Annotated in this window: 3 protein-coding genes; all 3 read right to left on the bottom strand. The window is 71.8% G+C overall.

Annotated features, from left to right (window positions below; all coding sequences use genetic code 11):
- The coding region (locus ACWDA7_RS51355; protein WP_450614930.1) for a Wzz/FepE/Etk N-terminal domain-containing protein at positions 1-1,263 on the bottom strand (1,263 nt) is incomplete at its 3' end.
- Positions 1,260-2,633: a Wzz/FepE/Etk N-terminal domain-containing protein gene (locus ACWDA7_RS51350; protein ID WP_450614928.1), complete on the bottom strand. Its 1,374-nt coding sequence runs from the start codon at positions 2,631-2,633 to the stop codon at positions 1,260-1,262. The genes ACWDA7_RS51350 and ACWDA7_RS51355, both read right to left, overlap by 4 nt.
- Positions 2,630-3,507 (bottom strand): glycosyltransferase family 4 protein (locus ACWDA7_RS51345; RefSeq protein ID WP_450614926.1); only part of this gene is annotated, 878 nt, incomplete at its 5' end. The genes ACWDA7_RS51345 and ACWDA7_RS51350, both read right to left, overlap by 4 nt.

The raw sequence follows: 3,507 nt of genomic DNA, 5'->3' as shown, positions 1-3,507 counted from the left end.
CCGCACCACGAGCACGGTCTGGGTGCCGAGGTACTGGAGGTCGGTCCACGCCGTGCCGGGCGCCACCGAGCCGACGCCGATCCTGCGCTCCTGGGACGACACGGTCGCGGCACGCTCGCCGCCGACCACGGTCGGGTCTCCCGGTTTCGGGCGGCGCTTGGCGAGCTGCGGGCCGGGCAGGCCGTCGACGACGGTCACCGGCTCGTCCGTCGCCAGGGCCCTGGCGAGGTCCAGGGCGATCACGCTCGTGCTGCGGGCACAGCCCAGTTCCAGCAGCGACACTGGTTCCGCGGAGCCGCGCACGGTGCGGGCCAGGGACGCGGTGAGCCGTTCGCGTGCCGCCCGGATCCGTCGGCGCCGCCACAGCCTGCCCGACCGGCGGGGCAGCTCCGCGATGACCGAGGCGCCCAGGGTCGCCGCGATCTCCCGGCGCAGCACAGGGCGGTCCGCCACCACCGAGCCGCCCGCGGCCACCGCGAGCCCGAGGACGAGCCCGAGGACGAGCCCGATCACGGCGTTGGTGGCAGCGGTCTTGGGCAGGGAGTGCCGCACCGCGCGCGGTGCGTCCACGACCTGTGTCCCGGCGACGAGCTGAGGCGTGCCGATGGGCGCCTCCGCGGCGCGCTGGCCGAAATCGGTGATCCGCGAGGTGAGCTCGGCCCGGCGGGCGAAGAGCGACTCCAGGTTCACCGACGCCTTCGGCCCGCTCTGCGGCGATCCATCTCCGATCGCCTTGTTGACCTGGGCGAGTTCGTCCCGCATTCGGTCACGCTGGTCGAGCAGGGCCTTGGCCTCGGCGTTCGCGGTCTCCTTCAGCCGCGCCACATGGTCCGCGACGAACGCATCGGCCAGCGCCTTGGCGCGGGCCATCGCTTCCGCGTCGCTGTCACCTGTCGCGGTGATCTGCAGGACGTTGTTGGTCAGACCGATGCCCCGGTAGTCCGCCATGAAGTCTTCCGGGCTTTCTGAGGACTTGAGGGCCCGCAGGGCCTTGTCGGCGATCCGCGTGGTCTGCAGCAGCGCGGCGTCGGTGCGGATCAGCGTTCCGGGGTCGTTCGGCTGGTCCTCCTGATGCGCGACCAGCACCTCGGTCACCGCGGTCGGCGACGGCGGCATCAGGACCGCCAGCGCGGAGCCGGCCAGCAGGCCGAGGAGCGCCATGGCGCACCACAGGCGGCGGCGCCTGCGCACCGCCACCACCAGCGCCTGCAGGTCGAGAAGCGGAGCGGCGGCCGACGACTCCGAAGTCGTACTCGTCGTCACCCTGAACTTCCCTTCGCGTCGTCGCCAACCGCGAGCACCGGCGTGGCGGCATCGCGAAGACGGCCGGCAGACCGCGCCGGACGGGCCCGGACCATGCCGGCGAGGACGATGCCAACGACCTCGTGCTTGGCGTCCGCACACGCCTCGCCGATGCCAGCGAGCTCCCCTGCGGTCCAGCTGCCGGCGCTGAGCACGACCAGGGCACCGGACTCGGTGTCGCGGTCCGGCACGATCGGCCGGTCCACCGAAACCTCCACCACCCGCAGCAGCGGATCGCTCTCGGACTCGGCGACGAGCTGCCCGGCGGCCCGGCGGGCGATCTCGTCACCATCCGGTACGACCACCAGCAGCCGCCGCCGGGGGGCCGGCAGCTGGTCACGGAGGCGAGCGCACACCCGCCGGTAGCGGATCTGCCTGCTGGCCTCGTCGCCGGACGCCTGCAGGGTCGGCATGTCCCACCGGATGTCGACGCCCAGCAGCCGGCGGATCCGGGCCCGCAGGCCACGGCCTTCCGGCCTGTGCGCGGGCCGTTCACCAGGTACGTCGACGGTGCCCAGCAGCGCCGACCCCAGCGCCGCGGTGATCTCCGGTTCGGTGCGCGGCCGGCGACCCGACCGTGCGGCGGCGGCGAGATGGCCGATGCCCGCGAGCAGGAAGAACAGCAGCGCCCCGGCGACGATGAGCTGCATCCTCGTCGGCGGTGCCTCGCCGACCGGCCGGGCCGCCGACCCCATGACGACCATGTTGGCCTTGTTGGCAGCCGGGTCGGCCTGGTCCAGCTTGTCGATGGCCTCCTGCAGCGAGGTGCGCAGCTTCTCGAGGTCGGTGCGAGTCTGCACGCTCTCCACGGTCTTCCCCGGATCGGCCGCCTTGGCCAGGTCGGTGATGCGGCGGCTGGTCTGCTCGACCTGCTTCCGCAGCGTCTCGGACTCCGTGGCTGCTGCGGAGTCGGTGCCGCCGCCTGCGATCCGCGAGGCGAACTTGACGAACTGCTGGGCGACTTGGTCGGAGAGCTGCTGCGCGCGCTTCGGGGTGGAGGCCGTACCCGAGATCTTGATGATGTTCCCGTCGGCGGCCGCGGCGGTCACTTGGTCCCGCAGCTCGGTGCCGCTGACCCCGGTCCAGTGGAGCGTGGCGGCCGCTTGGTCGACCACCACCGAACTGGTCGCGATCTCCTGCTGAGTCAGCAGCTCGCGCTCCTCCCACACCCCCGGCAGCAGTACCGATGCCGACGTCGTGTAACGCGGCGGAAACAGCAAAGAGGCGCCGTAGCCGGCGAGCGCACCCACCAGGGCGAGGATGGTGAGAAGCCGCCAACGCCGACTGATCATCCGCCCGATCGTGACCAGGCGAATCGTGTCATCACTCAACGGCGCGGCCTCCGCCCTGCGCGGTCCGGGTCGCCTGCCGACACCGGAACGTGGTCACGGCAGGCGGCGGCGTAGGCAGCAAGCAGCGACGCTTGCGAGTTGCGCCAGGAAAGCTGCCCGGTGATCCGCTCTTGGCCGATCTTGCCCATCCGGGCCCGCTCCTCCGGATCGTCCAGAAGCAGCGCGATGAGCTTGGCGAACTCGGCCTCGTCGTTGGCGGGCGCGTAGACGGCGGCCTCACCGGCGGAGACGCGCGCCTCCTTCAGGTCGAACGAGACGATCGGCCGGCCCATCGCCATGTACTCAAGGACCTTGTTCATGGTCGACACGTCGTTGAGCGGATTGCGCGGGTCGGGCGAGAGGCACACGTCCGCGGTGGACAGGTAGCGCACCAGATCGGCGTCCGGAATCCGCCCGGTGAACTGCACCTGCTCACCGAGCCCGAGCCGCCGGGACAGCTCCACCATCGCGTCGAAGGCGTCGCCGGAGCCGACGAACACCGCGTGCCAGTCGGTCCGGCCGAGCTCGTCGCGGAGCTTCGCCAGGGCCCGCAAGGCGTAGTCGACGCCGTCCTGCGGGCCCATGACGCCGAGGTAGCAGAGCAGATGCGGCTTGCCGCGCTTCAACTCCGGCTCGGGTGGCACCGGTTGGAACCGTTCGATGGCGGGCGCGCTGCGCACCACGAAGACGTCCTCCGGACGCTTGCCGCCGCGGCGTATCGCGACGTTCCGGTAGCTCTCGTTCGTGGCGAGGACGATGTCGGCGGCCCGGTAGGTCAGCCGTTCCAGCGCGCACACGGCGCGGTAGAGCAGGTCCTCGCCGCGGCCGAACCGGGAGAGGTAGAGCTCGGGTACCAGGTCGTGCTGGTCGAAGA

The sequence above is a fragment of the Streptomyces sp. NPDC001156 genome (assembly GCF_053598275.1).
The sequence above is the reverse complement of the archived record's forward strand: the minus strand, read 5'-3'. Positions and strand labels throughout refer to the sequence as shown.